This is a genomic window from Sphingobacterium sp. SRCM116780 (assembly GCF_021442025.1).
Taxonomy (GTDB): domain Bacteria; phylum Bacteroidota; class Bacteroidia; order Sphingobacteriales; family Sphingobacteriaceae; genus Sphingobacterium.
On the sequence record NZ_CP090446.1, the window covers coordinates 2317828 to 2339626 of the forward strand.

Here is a 21799-nt window from a genome sequence, read left to right on the forward strand (position 1 = left end):
TTTAATAGATAATCGTTGGTTTGATAAACACGACTGAGACTACCTTTTTAGTTGTCTTCTCGCGACTGCTGAATAACCATTTCAAGATTGGAATACGCGACAAAATCGGAATCCCTCGACCGCTATTACCATTTTCTGTTCGCTCAATACCTCCCAATACAATCATGTCTTCATTGTGAGCTCGAATAATGGATTCAAATTTACTGTTGGAAGTTGGAGGTGGTTCATTTTTAGCTACTGTACCAATAAAGTCAGAGATATCAACAGAGATCTTCAAAGTAATTTGATCATCACCTGAAATAACTGGCCATATATCGATCTTCAAATTAGCATCTACTGCTGTATATTGCTCTGTAAAAACCGATGTTGTTTGCAATGAAGGGATTACATTTTGCGTTTGTGTTTTGTAATATTGTGTACTTCCAATGCTAAGACTCGCGTGATGTCCATTTAACGTGGAAAGTTTAGGTACCGATCGTAATTCCACATTTTTGTTTTCTTCCAATGCTTGTAATCGGACATAAAAATTAGGTGTTACCTTACCGATATTGAACGAATTATTTTTACCTAATTGCGATAAAAACCGATTGATTGATCCCGAACCAAATGTCATTCCATCCGCTATACTTCCTCCTGTTCGAGGAATAGAATCCGCAATTCCCATGCTGATCCCAGTTTTGATGGTATTGCCTTTTTGAATATCCAACATGGTAACTTCAATCAATACCATCGGGACAAGCTTATCTAGTTTCTTGACATACTGTTCAATTTCACGTATCTGCGGACCAGACCCTGAAACCAACAACATATTTTGTTCTCGAAATTCTTTGATTTCGACATCTTTACGCCAATCCATTGGAATCATGGTCATCATGGTATCAATAGAACGATGTTGCAAATGGATAATCTTATTTTCCCGTAAACCTTCATTTCGACGATTACCGATCAAATACATACCATCATCGACTCTAAAAGTATAAGGTGTGCCTTGGAATATAGAGGTTAAAAATTGGTCAAAAGAAATATCCTTTACACTTGTTGTGATATTCCCATCAATCTGGCTATAGATGAAATAATTGACATTAGATTCTTCTGAGGCACGCTTGATCAACTCAATGATGGGTGTATTTGTTGCCTGAATGGTGAATAGTTTACCTTTACCCGTTTGACTTTTTCCATATAGTGCATAATTTCCAGGTTGTCCGCCCATTCCCTGTCCATCTGGTGACATACCACCATTCATTCCATTTGCAGCATTATTCGTATTTCCTGGACGGAAACGAACATCTGTTTGTTGATCATCATTGATAAAGAGTTCTTCTCCGGGTACCAATGATTCAAAAACATACACATTGTCATTTGTCTTTTTGTACTTCAGTCCATTTACATAGGCTAGTTTTTCCAACGCAGTTTCAAACGGAGCTTCCGCCATAAATCCAGTCACACTCTTCTGTAATAAAGGTGTAGGTACAATTAAATTTTTACCTGAAAGTGCAGTAATTTTTTGAGCGACTCTGGCCAGGGTATCATTCTGTAAATCATAGCTAAGTCCATCTGATTCCCTATTATATTGTACCTTGATATCTTTTGGTTGAAAAATAGGTTGCGCATTAGGCAATTTATGAATGGACATAATAGAGCCGATCACATTGATATCCAAACTATAGGTCTTGGCTAAAAACAGCAATACATTTTTTGCTGTTTCTCCTGTAAAATTATTTACTATACTAAAATTTACACTTTGATCCACATTGATATTCAAATCATTGGATTGTGCCAATGCTCTTAAAAACTCCTGTACGGATACGCCAGAAACGGATAACTTAACTTTCTTTTCCAAACCTGGAACTGTAACAGCAAGTGCGTCCAGCCGCTGTTGTACACGGTAAAAGCTTTCTTCGCTAGTTTGTGCGACTCCTTTCATCAGCGCACATAAACTAACCAATATGGTGATGATAATAATTTTTAAATTCATGTTTAATAATTGAACAATAGCGGATAGATTTCTTCTAATGTAGTTTCTTGTTGAGCGAATAATTCAAATGCATTCTCTCCCAATGTTTTTATTTTTCTCTCTTTCAGCAGCTCATCGACCTGCATATTTCCTTTTTTGATTTCATCCACAAGTCCTTGATCCATCGGTATAATTTCATACACCGCCTTACGTCCCTTGAAGCCCGTGTAGTAACAGTTGGGACAACCTACTGCTATTGCTTGTTGTTGGACGGGGAAATAAGGTTTAAATTGTTTTGGATATTGCTCATCCAGCATCGGTTCGATTTTCTTACATGATGAACATAAGGTTCTCACCAAACGTTGCGCAACTGTTGTATTTAGTGTGTTGGCAATCAAGAAATTAGGTATCCCCATATCAATCAGCCGTGAAATGGTTCCCCAGGCCGAATTCGTATGGATAGTTGATAAGACAAGGTGACCTGTTAATGCTGCGCGAATAGCCATGTTAGCTGTATCTGGGTCACGAATCTCCCCCACCATAATTATATCAGGATCTTGTCGTAGAAAAGTACGCAATGCAGCTCCAAAGGACAAGCCTATATTTTCCTTTAATTGTACTTGATTGATTCCTTCCAAGGTATACTCAATCGGGTCTTCAATCGTCAGGATATTATTGGTTGTTTTATTTAAATGTTTCAACGTCGCATACAGGGTGGTTGTTTTACCCGAACCTGTAGGACCACTAATTAATAAAATACCATTTGGTTTCTTAACGCCATGTAAATAGTTCTCATAATCACTTTCTGACATACCTAGCGCATCCAACTGAATATTGGTAGCATTATTGTTCAACAAACGTAGTACAACCTTTTCTCCGTGAAGTGTGGGTAAGACAGATACTCGGATATCAAATTGATCTTGATTCCTTCGATAATGAATACGTCCATCTTGTGGCAATCGTTTTTCAGCGATATCCAAATTTGCCATGATTTTGATCTTATTGATCAAAGCTGGATAGTCTTCTTTCTGTAGCACATACCGTTCTACCATCATCCCATCAATACGTACACGTACCCGACAACGGTTTTCATATGTTTCAATATGAATATCACTACTTTTGAGCTGCTTGGCTTCATAGATCAAGTTATCTAAAAAATCAGCATTAAAAACCAGATTTTTTACAGTATCTCGCTGTTCTGTACCCTTGTCTCCAAAATAATATTTGTTGAGCCATAGCTCAATTTGTGCACTTGGTAAAGCTTGTAATGTAATTTTTTCATCGAACATGATCGCGAGCTCATCTGCTAAGGCTCGCTGATCTCCAGCTTCGTCCATATAAAAATGAATTTCACCACCTTTAACATCAAAAGGTATGACACGATAATGCCAAGCCACATCTCTGGAGATGCTGTGTAATATTTGAGATGAAAATATAGGTTCGTTCCCCACGTTAATATTAATATTAAGTCAGTGTTTCTATTTAATTTAAGTTAATTTATTTCCTTTTAAACGGTCATATTCATGAACCAATTCGAAAAGAAAGTTTCCCAATCAATAATGTTTAATTTCTGCAATATGAGCCACAATCCAAAAAGTAATGCTTGACATCCCGCTAAGGGAATCCCAATCTTAACATTTCGCCAACGAGGTAGTAGTGCTGTTAGGATCAGGACGATCAGAAGACTTAAGATGTAAAAAACAAAGAAACTTAAGAAAGGAAGATACAAGGCCATACAAAGTAAAAACACCATATCCCCCCATCCTATTTTCTTATCCATTAATTGTTGCCAGGTACCGGTTTTTATTCGAAAATAGACTTGCAAAACTGCAAATTGTAGGAATAAAAAAAACAGATTGATTCCCACCTGTTCATCCATTAGAATGGCTCTACTTTCCTGCTGTTTCAACAATAACAATAGCAAAGCAAGAAACGCAAACAACCAGACATATACAGCCCTTATTTTGAAGTCTAAATAACCTATTGCAAACAAACAACAACAACAGATTGTCACGGGTAACCACATGTTAATCGGGTGTTACTTCTTTCAGATTTTTATCTTGATCTATTTCCCAGACATTAAATGTACCATCGCCATCAAAATCCACTACAGCTGTTGCTCTTCCTAAAAAAGTATTTTGATCAGCACGAACCACTTCTACGCGGTAATTTGCCTTACCATCTTTGCCATTCGTACTCAATTTCTCTTGGATAAAACCAACTTCATCTAATGAACTGCTATATTTGGATTTTTCATAAAAATGATTCTTTTCCAATGTCTGTAAATGTTGAAGCTGTACTTTCGCTTCTGTATTTTTTGCTTTGGTAATCAAGGGCATCAAATTTGGTAATGCTAACAAAACAAGAATACCGATAATGACCATTACGACCAAAATTTCGGTCAAACTATATGCTTTTAACTTTCTCTTAAGGAGCTTTTTCATAAATCTTTCCATACCTCGACTATTAGGCACTGCTAATATAAAGATTTTAGGTTAAAAGCAAAATTAATTAGATCCTATTGAATTCAATTTTAAAATTCTTGAAGTAATTATCGCTTTATTTGATAATTTCTGATAAATATATCTTCGAAGTTAACTAGACCAATTAGCCATGATTTGAATTCACAATATTATAATCAAAGGTTAATTGCTAACGACTACAAGTTGATTAGGAATCAATATTTCCATGGAGAATGGAACAGAATTTTTCGAGAAATTATTCTGTTCTGTTAAGCCTTATCTTGCAAAGAGAGGGGTAATTATCTTAACATTTTTCAGGATTTTTATTCTTAAACGTTTTACATCAGTAATGTAGCCGATAAAATCAATTATCATAAATAGAAGCTAAAAACCATTTTGGTAAGTTTACGCTTGAACAGTCTATTAAACGGAAACAAATCACATAAAAATGTATCCTAGTTATGTCGATAGTCACCATTGCTGGTATCAGACATACTATATTTTGATGTAGGATAGGGTTCAAACACCTTTAAAGAATCCTAAATACAAGTGATAAGAAAGATATAAACGAAGAAAATTCCACTGGCTCTTTGGGATGATATTACATAAGCGATTACGCTATCTGTTTACGTACTTAGCAACGATGGCTTCCAGATCATCTAAATTAAAAGGTTTCGCCAGAAAATCATCCGCACCTGCGGATTCGGCAAGAGCAGCGATATCACTATTTGCTGTGATATAGATAACAGGAATATGTTTGTATTCAGGGTTCTTTTTCAACAATCGAGTTGCCTGTATTCCTCCGATATTAGGAATCCAGTTATCCATTAAAATCAAATCAGGTTTAATCGCAGCGACCTTTTCAATGACATCATGAGAAGTTTTTGATATGCTCACCTGATATCCAGCATCTTCCAAAATAATGGTCACGATTTCCAAAATCGTTGCATCATCTTCGAAAATTAAAATTGTTTTATCTGCATTCATGTTTTCATTTTTTACATCGTTAACACATACTTCTTATTTAATTTAAGGGTAAAGTAAAATAAAAAGTGGTCCCTTCTCCCAATTGACTCTTCATCCCATATTGTCCTTTATGCTGTTGAATAATTTCTGCACAGATATATAATCCTAACCCCAAGCCTTGAAATCGAACAGAAGTCTCTTCTACACGATAAAATTTATCAAATATAGGTGCCTGATTTTGGACAGGTATCCCAATACCAAAATCTTGCACACTAACTTTCACCTCCTGATCATCTATTTCTGTATGAATGATAATCCGATCTGAATCAGGTCCATATTTAAGCGCATTGGTCATAAAATTAACTAAAACCTGTTCTATTCGCATTTCATCGCCCATAATCAATGTATGCAATCGTTGTCCTACTCGTTCGATTTTGAGTGCTTTTCTTTCATGTGTGTGATCTATCGTTTCTATAACCGTATCAATTAAGTGATCTAAATCAAATGGTCGATGACTGATCTTCAATTTACCATGATCAATTTTTGATATATCCAGCAGATCTGCTATTAATGCGCTTAATTTATCCAATTGTGTTTGAACACGATCGACGTATTTATGCGCAACCGTATTGGGTGAATCATGCAAAGATCTTTTTAATAACTGCACGTAGCCCCTCATACTCGTTAAAGGTGTTTTTAATTCATGTGAGGCAATACTTAGAAATTCATCTTTCTTCTGTTCGATCTGCTTTTGATCGTCAATATCCGTAAATGTTCCTACCCAATGGGTTATTTCATCCTTTTCTATAATCGGTACCATACGAAGCAGATGATAACGATAAAGTTCTGCATTCAAAGGTTTTATACGGACTTCCATTTTAATAGCACTTTTCTCTAAAATATGTGCTCTCAAAACTTGGTCAATGAGCGGATCATCGGGATGACATGCTGGAAAATCATTTTTACTTGCAGCGAATAAAAACCAATTATCATTGACAAAATCTATTTTTCCATTCTGATTAACAGTGAAGGCAATTTGAGGTAACGATTCTAAGATTAGGCGTAAATGATCTGCTTTTTCTAATAGTAAGAGTTGCGCCGTTTTCCGACTTTCAATTTCAGCACGCAGATTTTGTTGTGTTTCATTCAACGCCAATGTCTGTTCATACATCCGATAAAAAGTTTTCACCTTGAGTAATAGTAGATCTTCATTTATCGGTTTGGTGACATAGTCGATGCCCCCAGAAAAATAGCTGTGCGTAATGAAACGTTTATCCCGATGATCTGCTGATAAAAAGATGATGGGAATATTTTTCGTTTTATTACAATCTGCCAAATGAGATGCGACTTCAAAACCATCCATTCCGGGCATCTGTACATCTAAAATGATGAGAGCATAATTGTTCGTTAACGTCTTTTTCAAGGCCTCTTCTCCAGAAAGGGCTGTATCCACTTTAAAACCTTTAGATGCTAATAGTTGCTGTAAGGAAAAAATGTGCTCAGTTGTATCATCAACGATTAAAATCATATAGTATTACTTTCATTTTTCATAGGAGACATCTCGTAAAAATCAACACATATTTGTCTCTTAACATGGGTATGTTACGCTAACATTAAATATCAAAAATCACTCCAAAACAAGGAATAAAAACAAATAAAAAGAAAACCAATAGGTAACCAGTTTAATATACAACTAAGATAGTGTTTCCTTAAAACAAAAATTAATCCTAGTCTTTAAATTAATAAAAATACAGTAACTTTAAATTAACATCTATTTTTTTAGCCTATGAAAATTGACCCTATTTTATGTGAGCATGAAGCCATTCATTTGATTGGAAGAACACAGTATTTTGGAAAATTGATTATTCTGAACAATCAACTGAGCATAATAGCTTTAAGTGATCATGTTACGGACTGGGGAATCAAGGATGCGCAACAACTATTAGAAAAACCATTAGTAGATCTTTTAGATGCTTGTAATTTATCCGATGCGAACACCTTACTTCATCCTATCGATCAAGTGGTTAAGAAGCAAACTGAACAGAAGACGATCAGTATGCAGATCGGCATACATAATTATTTCGTCCATATCTATCTGGTAGAAGATCTTTGTTATTTAGAATTTGAAGAAAAGGGAAATACGAGTTTTGACGCCACAATTGTATCCGATTATGCAACAAGTCTACCCTATGCAGGAGATAATTTATGGACAACTTTATGTGATCATATTCGCAAAATCATTCTATACGATAGAGTGATGGTTTATCAATTTTTGGAAGATGAAAGTGGGCGTGTGATTGCAGAAAGTAAAATTTCTGAAGCTGAGTCTTATCAAGGATACCGTTATCCTGAATTTGATATACCCAAACAAGCACGTGTCTTATATCTGAAAAATAAAAATCGACAAACTGCTGATATTGATGCCGAAACATTTCCTTTATTATCGCGACAACAACGTGAGTTTGATCTATCCAAAAGTGCTGTTCGGGCACTATCTCCTATTCATCTTCAATATTTAAAAAATGCAGGAGTATCTGCCAGCATGAGTTTTTCGATCATTATAGAAGGTAAATTATGGGGACTTATCGCTTGTCAAAATCAACTTCCTTGTTACGTAGATTACAATCAACGGACGTTAGTGCAGTTTTTGACGGACTTTACGGTCAATACATTTTTAGTTAATCTTCAACAGCAACATAATGCTTATGATCGACAGATCAATGTGCTCAGCTTAAAGTTGAAAGAGCAAGTATTACTGAAGAATCATGTATTAAAAGGATTACAAGTGCTTCTACCTGAAATAGCTGAATTAATTGGAGCAGATGCCCTTGCAATTATTCATCCTGAACAAAATTTAATTTTCGGTGCAGAGCTGTCTGAGCAACAACTTTTAAACCTTAACCAATATATCAACACGATCACACCATTACACTTTGATGATCACAAGTTTTTGATTCATCATACAGATTTTGCGTTGTCCAATTTTCCTTTTGCAGGAGTATATAAACTTGATATCGACCACCAACGCTTATTCAGTTTAATCGCATTTCGGAAAGAGCAGATAATAGAGGAAGAATGGGCAGGAAATCCAGAGAAACAGGTGGTCTATGATGAAAAAAACAAAAATTATGTGCTATCACCAAGAAAATCCTTTGCAGTATGGAAAAAAGAAAATAGAGGAACAGCGCCCAAATGGTCAAAAAGTGATCGACAATGTTTACATATGCTAAGATCGATTATCCAAGAGAGTATGCTCCAAAAATCAGAGGCTATTGAACAACTTAATGCGGAGCTCATCCAACTCAATAATGCATTGGACACTTACTCCTATACGTTAGCTCATGATCTTAAAAATCCACTCTCTAGCATAAAATTAACAGGACAATTTCTGCAACAAATAATAGGAAAAGATCAACCCAAGATCATAAAACCAACACAAAATATTCTTGAAGCAGTTTCCAATATCGAAAATATGCTTGCTAAAATATTGGAGTTTTCTCGAGCCAAGGTTTTTAAATTTTATCCAGAGTGGATCGGGTTAGAACGCATTATTCCTTCCATCTGTGCAGACTGTGCTAGCCAATACAAAGATGCTTCCATATCTTATGAATTTGATCAACTACTTCCTGTTTATGGGGAGAAAACCTTACTTAAGCAGTTATTTAACAATATTATTGGGAACGCATTTAAATTTTCAAGTCAAGAAGAAGCTCCTTATATAACAATTAAAAGTTATCTGGAAAAAGATAAAATTTGTTATCAGATTCAAGACAATGGCATCGGTATTCCTGCACCCGAAAGTGCACGGATCTTTGAAGTTTTCAAGAAAACCAGCAATGCCAACAGATTTGAAGGTGCTGGAATCGGACTAGCGATCGTAAAACGCATCCTGGAACGTATAGATGCAGAAATTAAAATCGAAAGTCAGATTGGGAAAGGAACAATAGTTAAACTATATTTTAACAAAAGTGAAATACCAGCTCTCTTACTCTCCAATAATTCATTCGTGGATTCGTAGTCTTCTTTTTAATCTGTACATGATAAAATAGTATCGAAAATCCTTTTCTAGCCTGAAAATAAATAAAATAGACTTAAGCATACTTTATTTATTTTCAGGCTATTTTTTAGCTTATTCAAGTAAAATAAACAGTGACACTTCTTATATACAGGTATTAATACGCCCTTGAAAACGTATTTATTATTATGGAGAAAATAAGAGCACTTTTACCTATTGATAAAAATATCATAAAATATTAATTATCAGTGTTTTAAAAAACAAAAACGTAGTATCCGCAACATTAAGTAAAATTACTCGAAATACAAAAACCCTTGGAAAACACTATAGTTTAGCATTCCTTTTGATAAGTCCTTATTGTCAATTTGGTATACATCAATCGAAGATCTGCCGTCAAAACAGCAATTAATTTCAAACAACTAAACAAATAGGTAATGGAAAAAAATATGCGATTTAAAAACGAGGAAGAAATTGTGAATTACATCTATTCAGAAAAATATCGAAATTTAACAACATTAGCTAGGAAATTCACAACAGACAGTGATGAGATAAACGATTTGATTCAAGAGACCATTACACGTTCTCTTAAATACATAGGACGTTTTCTAGACAGTCCCAAGTTAATGGCTTGGTTATATACCATTATGCGCAATATATTTATTAATGATTATCGTCGAAATCAGCGACACCAACATTTAGATAACGAGCTATCCAACAATGTTAATATCGAGAAAACAGCGAATAATATGTCAGAAAATAAATTTATACGTGAAGATATCCAAAAGGCTGTTGAAAAAATCAATAAAGATTACAGCGAGGCATTTTTCCTTTATTTTGAAGGTTACAAATACTACGAAATTGCAGAACATTTAGGTATCCCAGAAGGAACTGTTAAAACACGGATACACATGGCTAGAAAGCAACTTCAGAAGCAACTGGTTACCTATAAGGAGTATGCTAAGAATTAAGGAAGTCAATCGCATATTAATGACTTTATATAGCATATGGGGACAGTTTAAATAACTTGTCCCCATATATATAAGAAAGACTAAACCAATAAACCCATTTGAAAACTAACTTTCACCAACTCTGCAGAATTTTTTGCTTTTAATTTTTCAATCAGTTTAAAACGATGTCCTTCTACTGTTCGTTTACTTAAAAACAATTGATCTGCAATCTCAATATTGGTCAGTCCATTCGCAATATGGATTAAGACTTCGTATTCTCGATCAGTAATATCCAGCTGTTTCAATAACAGTTCTTTATCCACACATTCTTTAGACTCAACGGATGTCTGTTGAAGGAGATTCATACTGATCTGCTCGCTCATATAAAACCCATTATCTGTAATGTGTCTAATGGCAAAAAGTACTTCAGAAAAATTCGCATTCTTGAGTACATATCCCTTCGCTCCACTTTGAAATGCTTCTTTTACAGAACTGAGTTGATCTACCATAGAAAGCACCAATATATTAATGGATGGATGTTGCTCATTCATGATTTTAATTAATGTCATTCCATCCATCCCCTCCATACCCATATCTGTAACAATAAGATTGGGATTTTCGTTATTTGTCAAAAATTCCAAGGCTTCTAAACCATCTGAAACTTCGCCAATCACTTCTAAATCATCCTGACTCTCCAATAACATTTTGATGCCATTGCGTACAACCAAATGATCTTCAACCAATAAAATTTTAGTCATATGATGTTTTTAAATAAATGCTATTCTATATTCTTTATCGTCATTTTTTAGACCATAACTTTCCTTTATTACACGCATGATATTGATAGTCATGTATTGAATTAGAATATTGTGTTTTTCATCTGTAAAAAGAGTTAATACTCTCAATAATGGATTAAGGTAATCAAAATATAATGAATATTTCTATCAGGAGCATATTTAACAAGCTATAAATTTAAAATTGAGTATTGTACGAAACCAATTCAGATTTATCACTATACGTTCATCTGTATTATTGCTAGTATCATTAGGTATAAATCCCTTAACAATCTTATTTAAATACCTAAAACACAAGAATCACTGTCCAAGTTTATATTTCAGCATAGACTGGCACAGGCTTTGCAAATCATATCATAATATATCTAATAACTAAAATTTAGTAATTATGAATACGAAAAATCAAAACTCGAAAAAATTAGGATTGGAAAAAGGATATTACTTATTACTGATGGCAATTTTAGACTTGCCTGTAGCACAAAAAATAAAGAGCGCTAAAAAATAGAAACGTAGTTACCTTTATCATATAAAAAAGTCCTTCAATATTGGAGGACTTTTTATTTGGTACATTTTTAACATCGTTACTGTGCGAAAGTAAACTGAATAAAATTAGTTGCCAAACCGCTACAAAAAAAGGCAAAGCAGCTGAGCTGCCTTACCTTCTTACAAAATAACCATATGAAACTTTTATTCCCCCGGATGCGGAATCTTTACAGGTCGAGTATCCCACCACATTTTTTTACCCCAAGCGTGATCAGCAACCTCTTTAGCTGCAGCTTCCACATTCACCTTATTGTATAAGTATTCATTATTTGGATATGGTAATCGATAAGGTTGCTCATCATGCGTCTCCTTATATATTGAATTTAAAGAAGCATAATTGGTTGTCGGAATACCAGTTCTTCGGTATAACGACCAAGCCTCAAAATTCTCTTTAAAAAGAGCCACCCACATATCCCACCAAATTCTTTCTTTGGTATTATTCCACTTTCCTCCAGCTGCAAGATATGCTGTAATATCTGTCTGAGCGACTTCATTATCTTCCATAGATAATTTTACTGCTTTTTCATAAGCATCTTTGGCCGAAATTCCTACATTGTAGCCTAACATAGCTGCTTCAGCTAACGTGTAATAAGTTTCGCATGATTTATAAAAAGGAGTAGATCCAGCAGGATCATTGATATAGTGGTTTCCGATCCAGGATACCGACCGCAGTACTGGAGGACCAGATGTTAAACCATTTTTAAAACCTACATATTCACCTGTATTATTTTTTTGAGCAACAGCAGCAATTCGAGGATCGTTTACAGATTTCATATAATCGATAAAAATATCAAACATACCCCAGTTATCTATTCTTTTACTATAGATTCCAGAGTTATACCAAGGCTCGAAATAAGGTAATGCACCAGGATAATTAATGTCGCAATTTTCTTCATTCGTTTCCAATATTGGATATTTAGCTTTATTTCCTGTTATTTCCTCTATTGTTGATTTTGCTAATGCAGGAGAAACACCCGAGATCCGCATTGCCATTCGAAGTCTTAGAGAATTACAAAATTTTTGCCAGGAGAGCATATTTCCTTTATAGATGATATCAAAATCCCCCACCTCATCTGTTCCATGTCCTGTCGCCATCTCGTCCGCTAGCTCTTTTAAACTTTTTAAAACAGCAGGATAAATATCTTCTTGTTTATCATACTTTGCTTTTAACAAACTGCCCTTATCTGGCATTCCTTGCAATGCTTCTGTATAAGGAACATCACGCCAACCATCGGTTAGATAAGACCACATATAATTTTGCCATATGCGAGCAATCATACGTATATTTTTATATCCTTCTACTTGTGCATCGGTTTTTTCCAACAAATCATTCAGCTGTGTATTGTTATAATAACAGGCATACCAACGATTTCCATAGGTATTATTTGTTGGGATTAAACCGTCTAATTTATCCATATATTGGATCTTCACAATATAACCACCAAATGTACCATACCCATCCACATCACCTCCAAAAGATTCACCTGTGTTTCGAAGTACATTTATTAACATGTTACCAGGAGGCACATTATTTAGTGCATCAGGATCTGTATTTATTTCATCAAAATTTTTCGTACAACTGGATAACAGCAAAATGATTGCAGATGCAGGAATACTTAATTTCTTTAGAACACTATTCATAATCAATTTCTTTTATTAGAATGAAAAACCTAATTTTAAACCAATACTACGAGAAGATGGTACTGTCGCTTGTTCAAATCCCATTCCTCTACTATCACTAGACACCCCTCCTGTTTCAGGATCTAGACGCATCGTATTTGATTTGTCCACCCATAATAAAGCTAAGTTGGATCCAACTAATGATACATTTGCTCTTTTTATTCCTTTAATGCGGTTATAAACATGTTCAGGTATTGTATACGTTAAATAAGCTTCTCTTAATTTTAAGAATGAACCATCGAAAACATAAGATTCTGAAATTCCACCTGACTCAAACCAATCTTGCGCGTTTACTTGGATCGTATTTTCTACCCAATCATTACCCTGTTTCATCGCATAGCGTTCATTCTGCATCACATCTTTTCCCGCTACTATCGCGCGCTCACGAATTCCATTTGCAGCAGTAATCTCAGCAACACCTGTTGTATAACTATGACTCATTGTCTGAGACCAAATATCCCCTCCTTTTCTAAAGTCAAGCATAAATCCAAAACTAAAATCTTTGTATCGGAAGTCATTGCGCAGGCTAGCTAAAAAATCTGGAACCACATGTCCAATAACCTCTCCAGGTTTACTCTCTACAAAACCACTATTATTGACTTTAATAGCACCTTTCATGGGGCCATCCTCCACTCGATCATAAGCATTTCCTCTTAAAGCTCCCCAAGATTCGCCAACCGTAGCCGTATTGGCAATTCCCCATGTCCAGCCTAATTGATAAACATTCAAATCTAATTCAGGATACAATTCCAAAATTTTACTTTTATCTTTGGAGTAGTTGATTGTTGCCGTCCAATTCAAAGCATTTTCATTCTTTAAGATATCACCTCTCAGTTGCAACTCGACCCCTTTACTTTCTATATTTCCAGCATTTAAGACCATATTGCTAAATCCAACAACATTTGAGGTTGCCACAGATAGAATTTGATTGATCGCATTTTTGTGATAATAGGTAAAATCAGCATGCAAACGATCTTTAAAGAAACCAACTTCAGTACCTACTTCCCATGTATTGATCCGTTCTGGCTGGATATCCTTTATAGCATAAATCATACTTTTATACATTTGGGCGATACCTCCGTATGAATTATTTTGAGCATAGTAATAGTTCTGATTGCGATATGGGTCTGTTCCGTTACCGACAGCAGCAATATTAAATCGTAATTTCCAATAGGATAAAATATCGCTTTTTAAATTGGCAAATGAAGTGGTAGGAATCCAACTTAAGCTCAACGATGGATAGAAAAAGGCATCGTTTACCGTAGAAGACCAATCATTACGAGCAGTAACATCTACATACAATTGATCCCTCCAGCCAACAGATGCTTGTCCATATACTGAATTGGAACGACTATGACTATGATCCATTGCTGTAACCGCATCACCAACTTTATTCGTTATTGTGTACACCCCCAATACTGTAAGTCCATCAGCACCTAAGGTATTAGACTCAAATTGTGCATCACGATAATTGGCTCCTAAGGTTCCTACGACATTAAAATCACCAAATTGCTTATTAAAGTTTGTTAAAAAATCTAAATTAAATTCGGTATTGCGATTTTTCATCTCCCGAAAACTACCCAGTGGATGATCATAATTGAAATAATTCCGTTCAAACATCTTGGTATCCACATGATCTATTCCCACACGTCCTTCAAATTTCAAAAACTCATACGGTTGGTAATAAAGAGATGATTTTCCAAAGATTCGATTGAGATTGAGCGAATTTAATGTTTTATTCATCGAAAAATAAGGATTCATATGATAGGATGAATTCCAGTTATAATAGGTATAGTTACCTTGATCGTCTCGTTGATCCCAATTCTCCTTCAAATCTTTCATATCCACTTGGCGACCAAACCATATTAACCCATTCATTGGATTTGCCCCATCGTAACCCTGAGAAACTAAATTATCACTTTCTGTTCTCGTATAATTAGACATAATATCAAAAGAAAACTTATCGTTTATCTTATAATCATTATTCACTTGGGCTGTATATTTTTTTTGATCGGTATTGGGAACCGTGCCCTTTTGATTTCGGTAAGATAAAGATGCTCTAGTAGATGAATTTGCTCCTTTTGCTAACAGAGAAATATTGTGGTTCTGAGAATACCCTGTTTGAAAAAAATCTTTCACATTACTTGGGTGAGAGATCCAAGGAGTAGCTTGTCTTACACCATTCACAACGGGGCTATTGAACTGCGGTAATAATAATCCTTTATCTAATCGAGGTCCCCATGATTCATCGAAATTATCGTTCACTCCTGCTCCTGCACCATCTACGTATGTAAATGATTTTTGTTGTGCATAATCTTGATACGATAACCCATTTCCTAATAAACCATAATGATATTCATCACCTCGATTACCCTGACCATATAAATCTTGATATTTTGGAATAGTTGCCGCTTGATCTACAGTGAAATTTCCATCGTAAGACAATACTACTCCATCGCTAGCTCTTTTACCAGACTTTGTCGTAATCATGATTACTCCTTTACCAGCACGCATACCGTATAATGCGGCAGAACCTCCTTTAAGTACGGTTACACTTTCAATGTCTTCTGGGTTAATATCATTCAATCCCGATCCATAATCCACCCCATTATAGGTGTTATCTCCTGATCGTTGTGTTCTGTTGGATATCGGCACACCATCGATCACAATAAGCGGTTGTTGCTCCGCTAGAAGTGAAGAGTTACCACGAATAGCAATACGAGCAGAAGCACCTACCGCACCACCAAATTGATTGACTTGAACACCAGCAACTTTACCGGAAAGGGAATTTGTCAAGTTTAACTGTCCAGCACTTGTTAATTCCTTGGCCTTTACATCCTGAACAGCATAACCAAGAGATTTTTTTTCTCTTGTTATCCCCATTGCGGTTACTACTACTTCATCCAATGTTTCATCATTGGAAGCTAAAGTAACTTCAATCGTTGTCTGATTAGAGATCGCGACCTGCTTCCTTTCATATCCAATAGCAGAGATACTTAATGGTCCCTGTTGTTTGTAACTGATCGAAAATTCTCCATTTGATCCTGTTTGGGTACCTGTCCCATCTTTTAATGTAATGGAAACTCCGGGGATTGGTTTTCCTTCTTTATCTACTACCCGACCTTTTAATACAGTCTGTGCATAGATTGCCGTACTTAAGAGTAAATTCGCGGCTAGAAATACTACACTTCTTTTTTTCATAAATATGATGTTTCAATAGTTTGGTTTTAATCAGCTATCTGTAATGCCTAAATTATTAAAACTCTTTATTGAAAAATCACCATATCTTAACCACGTATCCCCACATTTTAACCTTCATGTTAAAATATACGCAAACCTACTTAAAAAGGGGATAGTGCTTATCCTAAGCTATAACATCGTGGAGACGGTCTTCTTGTAATTTTGCACGTATTCTTTCGGATTACAACCAACAATCTGTTTAAATACCCGGTTAAAATTGGTTATACTATTAAATCCACAATTGTAGGCTACAAAGGAAACGCTATCCAGATGCTCTTCGTTCAATTGGCTACACACTTCTCTGACACGAATGCGATTGAGGTAAGAAACAAATGTCAATCCACAGTGTTTTTTAAAGTAACGACAAAAAGCTTGTGGGGTAAGATTCGCCTGATTCGCAACTTCTTCAAGAGTGAGCTCTTTTTTATAATTTTCCTTGATATAATTACAAATATCATGCATCCGATTGGAACTTACCGTTTCATTCGTTAACGTAACTCCTCTTTCCACACACAAAGGTTCAATATCTTTTGACATCATGGATAAGGTTCGCAGTAAATAAAAGAAATGCATTAATTTGTCTATACTATCGGAAGATTTTAACTGAATAACTCGCTTGGATACCGCATCAAAATATGCCTCAGGGACTTTAAACCCTCTCGCATTATTATTTATAAATTGTAACAGCGTCTCAAATTCACCTAAGTTAAATAAGGAACCTAATTTTCCTTTGGGATCAAAGAAAATAGAGATTGATCTAGACTCATTACTGTAATCATCCATCGACATTGATTTGAAGACATGTGGTTGATTTGCACCAAGAAAAAAAATATCGTTTTCTTTAAAGGAATGCAACGTATCTTCTACAACCAGCACACCGCTTCCTTTGATTATCCACATCAATTGTGCTTCATGATGTTGATGGAAATAAGGATAAAACTGATCCATAACATCTTCTTGAACCATTACACTTTGTCCATGAACAGTAGGTACATTAAATTGCAAAGTTTTCATAGTTTGTTCATCTTTAGGTAATATTTAGATATTATTTGCTGTACATAAATCTACCAAATTCAAAACTAAAAAAAATGAATGCTCTACAAGTACGAATCAAATATGTCAATATATGTTTACATATGGACAATATTTACATAGAATACCCTATATAAGTAGGCATTATTTGTGTAACAACAACACAAAGTCTTTCTTTACGTATAGGTTAAAAAACAAATAGAGAATGATAAATTTCAAGTACTTCGCTAACCAAAAAATTAAGAACTTTATGCCGTAACCATTAAAGATAATTTCACCCTGATAAAACCTTATAGTTGACGACACTATGGCCACAACCAATATCATGAAAAATTATATATCCCTCGTTATTCCTTTATTATTTGCCTATCCAACAGTTCAGGCTCAAACGTTTTTACCACATACACAGATAAAAACCACTGTCTCTGAAAAGGTAAACATACAAGCCAAAGCGTATAATCTGGAAGAAGTTACATTGTACCAAAGTCCATTTTTAGTTGCACAACAAGCGGATGTCAAACTGTTAAAATGGATGCAACCCGATCGCCTTCTAGCAGGATTTAGAACAAATGCAGGACTTCAGCCCAAGGCAGATAAATATGGTGGTTGGGAATCAATGGGATTAGCAGGACATAGCTTAGGGCATTATCTATCTGCATTATCGCTTTATTATGGGGGAAATAAAGATAATGATATCCTACAACGGATCAATTATATTGTAGATGAATTAAATGAAATTCAAAGTGCTCGAAAAACAGGATACATAGGTGCCATACTAGAGGAAGATCGTATCTGGTCGGAAGTAGCCAAAGGAGATATTCGGACACATAGTTTTGATCTTAACGGAGGCTGGGCTCCTTGGTATACCATTCATAAAATTATGGCTGGTCTTTTAGATGCCCATATTTATGCTAAAAATCCGACAGCACTAACAGTTGCGACAAAATTTGCAGACTGGGCAGATCAACTTCTTACCAATCTAAACGAAGAACAAATGCAAAACATGTTAAAATGTGAGTATGGAGGAATGGCGGAAGTTTTGACAAACATCTATGCATTTACTGGTAATGAGAAATATCTCAAACTTTCCTATCGATTTTATGATAAGCCTTTACTAGATGCGCTAGCCAATCAAGAAGATGCCCTTCCTGGCAAGCACGCCAATACACAAATTCCAAAAGCTATCGCCAGTGCAAGAAGATATCAGCTAACAGGTGATAAGAAAGATCAGGATATTGCCAACTTTTTCTTCCAGACGGTCCTTCAGCATCATACTTATGCTACTGGAGGAAACAGTAATTATGAGTATTTCGGTCAGCAGGATAAACTCAATAATACTCTTTCAGACAATACAACTGAAACCTGTAATACCTATAACATGCTAAAACTTGCGCAGCAATTATTTGTTATCAACCCACAAACATCCCTGATGGATTATTATGAAAGAGCCCTGTATAATCATATTCTAGCTTCTCAAAACCCCAATGATGGTATGGTTACTTACTATACCTCCTTAAGAATGGGAGGTAGTAAAGAATTTTCAGACCACGAACATTCTTTTACCTGTTGTATGGGTACAGGTATGGAGAACCATGTGAAGTACAATGAATCTATTTATTTCAAAAATCCTAACGGGGGTATCTATGTGAATCTTTATATTCCCTCTCAATTGGATGATAAGAGTCAAGGTATTCAATTAAGCCAGCAGTCAAATATTCCGACAACAGATTTTGTTTCATTTTCAGTCAACAGTACCTCCAAGAAAGTAATTCCTTTGTACTTTCGTAAACCTTCATGGACTACTGTCTTTACCATTTCTGTTAATGGAAAAGAAATACAACCTATCTTAGATGAAAAAAGTGGCTATTATGTAATTAGTCAAAAATGGGGTAAGAATGATCAGATTCAGCTACAATTGGGTAGTGGTTTCCATACGGAAGCAATGCCAGACAATCCAAACAGAAGAGCGATCTTTTATGGCCCTGTTATTTTAGCCGCTCAATTGGGTCTGGACGAACCGGATCCGGTTGAAGGCATTCCTGTTCTTATTAGTAATTCCAATGATCCCAAAGATTGGGTACAAATGGAGAACGCTAATTATTTAAATTTCAAAACAAAAGCTAAAACAGCCTATCCAAACACAATTGCTTTAAAACCATTTAATCAATTTGTAAATGAACACTATACCCTCTATTGGGATGTATTCACAGCAGATCAATGGAAAGTACAACAAGCTAAATATGAAGCAGACAAGTTTGCACAACGTGAATTAGAATCGAGAACACTCGCTTTCTTTAGACCAGGTGAAATGCAACCCGAACGGGATCATGAATTTACAGGAGAACATCTGGAAACAGGTGAAGATCATAATCGAAAATGGCGTATAGCATCTCCAAAAGGGTACATGAGTTTCACCATGAAAGTGAATCCAACGGACAACAATGAATTGATGTTGACCTACTGGGGAATGGATAACAGAGATCGTACATTTAATATAGAGGTCGATGGGAAAGTTATTGCTCAACAAGATGTGAATCAATTCAAAGAAAGTAAATTTTACGATATTAATTATCAGATTCCTAAAGAGCTAACTAAAGGAAAATCAAAAGTTACCATCAAATTAATTCCTAAAGATGAACGCAATTCAGCTGGGCCAATTTATGGTGCTCGAACAGTGGTATCAAAAAAATAAACTTAACCACGATTATGATAAGACTATTTTCTTAACTTCGAATAGTCTATTAAAATGAATACATATGATGTTTGATCAGGAACTTTACATCCAACGGAGGAAGGGATTAATTAGCAAGTTTTCCTCTGGAATGCTCCTATTATTAGGCAATATTGAGAATCCAATTAATTTTGAACACAATACGTATTCCTTTCGTCAAGACAGTAACTTTTTATATTATATCGGTATTAAGAGTCCTAAACTTGCTGCAATTTTTGATATCGACCAGGGAGAGACAATTTTATTTGGTGATGAGATGACCATTGATGATATCGTATGGATGGGACAACAACAAACATTAAAGGAAAAAGCTTTTCTTTCTGGTATTCATCAAGTTTACCCTTTCGATCTATTGGGTACTTATATCCAACAAAGACAGAAACTAAAGAGCGTCATCCATTTTTTACCTCCTTATCAGTCCCATAACAAATTATTATTACAACAGGTCCTTCATACCCCATTTACTGAGCTTGAACCATCTATACCTTTTATTCAGGCTGTCGTGGCGCAACGAAGTATCAAATCTATTGAGGAGATTGCTGAACTGGAAAAGGCTGTGAACGTAGCTGTTGATATGCATCGCCTAGCCATTCAAATGACCAAACCTGGTTTACATGAATTTGAGATAAGCAATGCAATGCAACATTTTGCACAAGATCAAGGAATGTCCTATTCCTACCCCCCCATTGTCACAAAACATGGAGAAATCCTACACAATCACATGCAATATCATCGCATCCATGATGGTGATCTATTATTAAATGATTCAGGGGTAGAGACTTCATTAGGCTATGCTTCAGATTTAACAAGAACATTTCCAGTTGGTAATCGGTTTACTCCTTTACAAGAAGAAATGTATGCAATTGTATTGCATGCTTTCAAAACCGCAGAACAAGCGTTAACAGCTGGTATTACTTTCAAAGAAATCCATCTTAAAGCTTGTGAAGCACTTGTAGAAGGTCTTATTCAAGTTGGTTTTATGAAAGGGAACGCACAAGATGCTGTTGCAAATCATGCACATGCTTTGTTTTTCCAATGTGGATTGGGTCATATGCTAGGTCTTGATGTCCATGATATGGAAGATCTAGGCGAACAATATGTAGGATACACGAAAAGTGAACCAAAAGATACCCAAACTTTTGGGATAAAATCATTGCGTTTAGGTCGAAAATTAGAAGCTGGCTTCGTCTTGACAGTGGAACCAGGTATATATATCATTCCAGAACTTACTCAACTATGGCAACAAAAAGGTCTGCACATAGAATTTATTAACTATGATCTGTTGACTAAGCATCTGGATTTTGGAGGTATCCGCATCGAGGATAATTATTTGATCCAAGAAAAAGGTTTCCAACGACTTGGAAAATACCTCGAAAGGGAGATCCATGAACTTTACCAATTAAAAGATAAATCTTAATTTTTTATTGCATCAGTA

The 21799-nt window shown here is 35.3% G+C and carries 14 protein-coding genes; 4 read left to right on the plus strand and 10 right to left on the minus strand.

The genetic code is table 11. The features are described 5' to 3' along the window. Position 1: 1 nt before the first annotated feature. The 6 genes from LZQ00_RS10085 to LZQ00_RS10110 all read right to left on the minus strand — a co-directional run bounded on the left by LZQ00_RS10085 (position 2) and on the right by LZQ00_RS10110 (position 6910). Positions 2-1975, minus strand: coding sequence for a general secretion pathway protein GspD (locus LZQ00_RS10085; protein WP_234509156.1), 1974 nt, complete (start codon positions 1973-1975; stop codon positions 2-4). A gap of 2 nt (positions 1976-1977) precedes the next feature. After that, the gene (locus LZQ00_RS10090; protein WP_234509157.1) at positions 1978-3405 is read right to left on the minus strand and encodes a GspE/PulE family protein; all 1428 of its coding nucleotides are present in this window, start codon (positions 3403-3405) and stop codon (positions 1978-1980) included. 56 nt (positions 3406-3461) lie between these two features. Next, on the minus strand, positions 3462-3980 hold the full coding sequence (locus LZQ00_RS10095; RefSeq protein ID WP_234509158.1) for a hypothetical protein: 519 nt from the start codon (positions 3978-3980) through the stop codon (positions 3462-3464). 1 nt (position 3981) lies between these two features. Continuing rightward, on the minus strand, positions 3982-4398 hold the full coding sequence (locus LZQ00_RS10100) for a type IV pilin protein (RefSeq protein WP_234509159.1): 417 nt from the start codon (positions 4396-4398) through the stop codon (positions 3982-3984). A 636-nt stretch (positions 4399-5034) separates the two neighbouring features. Next, a complete protein-coding gene (locus LZQ00_RS10105) occupies positions 5035-5403 on the minus strand; it encodes a response regulator (protein WP_234509160.1) in 369 nt (122 codons plus the stop codon). A gap of 37 nt (positions 5404-5440) precedes the next feature. Next, positions 5441-6910: an ATP-binding protein gene (locus tag LZQ00_RS10110; protein ID WP_234509161.1), complete on the minus strand. Its 1470-nt coding sequence runs from the start codon at positions 6908-6910 to the stop codon at positions 5441-5443. A 258-nt stretch (positions 6911-7168) separates the two neighbouring features. Between LZQ00_RS10110 and LZQ00_RS10115 the strand changes: the two genes are divergently transcribed. Both LZQ00_RS10115 and LZQ00_RS10120 read left to right on the plus strand, forming a co-directional pair. Continuing rightward, positions 7169-9400, plus strand: a complete 2232-nt coding sequence (locus tag LZQ00_RS10115) for an ATP-binding protein (RefSeq protein WP_234509162.1) — start codon at positions 7169-7171, stop codon at positions 9398-9400. A 431-nt stretch (positions 9401-9831) separates the two neighbouring features. Beyond that, positions 9832-10365 carry an RNA polymerase sigma factor gene (locus LZQ00_RS10120; RefSeq protein WP_234509163.1) on the plus strand — a complete coding sequence of 178 codons (534 nt, stop codon included), beginning with the start codon at positions 9832-9834 and terminating at the stop codon, positions 10363-10365. Positions 10366-10445: 80 nt separating this feature from the next. Here LZQ00_RS10120 and LZQ00_RS10125 read toward each other — a convergent pair whose 3' ends face one another. The 4 genes from LZQ00_RS10125 to LZQ00_RS10140 form a co-directional block, all read right to left on the minus strand. Beyond that, positions 10446-11102, minus strand: coding sequence for a response regulator (locus LZQ00_RS10125; protein ID WP_234509164.1), 657 nt, complete (start codon positions 11100-11102; stop codon positions 10446-10448). A 723-nt stretch (positions 11103-11825) separates the two neighbouring features. Next, the gene (locus LZQ00_RS10130) at positions 11826-13322 is read right to left on the minus strand and encodes a SusD/RagB family nutrient-binding outer membrane lipoprotein (protein WP_234509165.1); all 1497 of its coding nucleotides are present in this window, start codon (positions 13320-13322) and stop codon (positions 11826-11828) included. Between the two features lie 15 nt (positions 13323-13337). Continuing rightward, positions 13338-16562, minus strand: coding sequence for a SusC/RagA family TonB-linked outer membrane protein (locus LZQ00_RS10135; RefSeq protein ID WP_234509166.1), 3225 nt, complete (start codon positions 16560-16562; stop codon positions 13338-13340). Positions 16563-16730: 168 nt separating this feature from the next. After that, positions 16731-17615 carry an AraC family transcriptional regulator gene (locus LZQ00_RS10140; protein ID WP_234509167.1) on the minus strand — a complete coding sequence of 295 codons (885 nt, stop codon included), beginning with the start codon at positions 17613-17615 and terminating at the stop codon, positions 16731-16733. A gap of 343 nt (positions 17616-17958) precedes the next feature. Between LZQ00_RS10140 and LZQ00_RS10145 the strand changes: the two genes are divergently transcribed. After that, complete coding sequence (locus LZQ00_RS10145; RefSeq protein WP_234509168.1) at positions 17959-20325, plus strand: glycoside hydrolase family 127 protein; 2367 nt, start codon at positions 17959-17961, stop codon at positions 20323-20325. Positions 20326-20389: 64 nt separating this feature from the next. Beyond that, on the plus strand, positions 20390-21781 hold the full coding sequence (locus tag LZQ00_RS10150; protein WP_234509169.1) for an aminopeptidase P family protein: 1392 nt from the start codon (positions 20390-20392) through the stop codon (positions 21779-21781). The last annotated feature ends 18 nt before the right edge of the window (positions 21782-21799 follow it).